Source organism: Paucibacter sp. Y2R2-4 (assembly GCF_025717535.1).
GTDB lineage: Bacteria > Pseudomonadota > Gammaproteobacteria > Burkholderiales > Burkholderiaceae_C > Paucibacter_A.
Genome location: NZ_JAJIRO010000009.1, coordinates 1 through 713 on the forward strand (window position 1 = coordinate 1; position 713 = coordinate 713).

The following is a 713-nucleotide window of genomic DNA, read 5'->3' on the forward strand; positions in this document are numbered from 1 at the left end:
TTGCGCTCCAGCGCATCCGGCATGGACACGCCGCTCCGACCGGCCTCCTGGTCTTGCATCCAGATCGAACGAGCCGCATTGAGCTGCTGCCGCAGAGCCTGGTCCAGGCTCTGCGGCAACATGACCACCCGGTCCTTGCCGCCTTTGCCCTCACGAACGATGACAGCGCCATGGTCGAAGTCCAGATCCTTCACCCGAAGCTGCAGTGCCTCGGTGATCCGCATGCCCGTGCCATAGAGCACCTGAGCCAGCAGGCGATGGGTCCCCTCCAGGTGGTCAAGTACAGCCAGCACTTCGGCTTGGCTTAAAACCACCGGCAGGCGTCGTTTGACCTGAGGGCGGCCAATTTCCGCCATCCACGGCAAAGACATGCCCAGCACCTTGCCATAGAGGAACAGCAATGCCGACAGGGCCTGGCGATGGGTTGACACCGCCACCTCGCGTTCGTTCGAAAGCCAGCTCAGGTACACCTCCACCTCTGGGCCGCCCATCTCTGCCGGGTGGCGAATGCCGTGGAAGCGGATGAAGGCCCGACACCAGTGCACATAGGCCTCTTCGGTACGGCGGCTGTAGTGCAAGTAGCGGATCCGCTCACGGACCTGGTCGAGCAGCTTGACCGACTGCAGCGGCGGCAGTTGAGTCGGCGGTGGCCGAAGAAGGCCGCGAGCAACCGGCCTGGCTCCCCCCGCAGGAGTGATTGTCGGACTGAGCAT

General features: G+C 63.8%; 1 protein-coding gene. It reads right to left on the reverse strand.

The window, feature by feature from the left end; all coding sequences use genetic code 11:
• On the reverse strand, positions 1-578 hold a 578-nt coding region (locus LNV06_RS22510), incomplete at its 3' end, for a phage integrase N-terminal SAM-like domain-containing protein (RefSeq protein WP_505190992.1).
• Between the last annotated feature and the right edge of the window lie 135 nt (positions 579-713).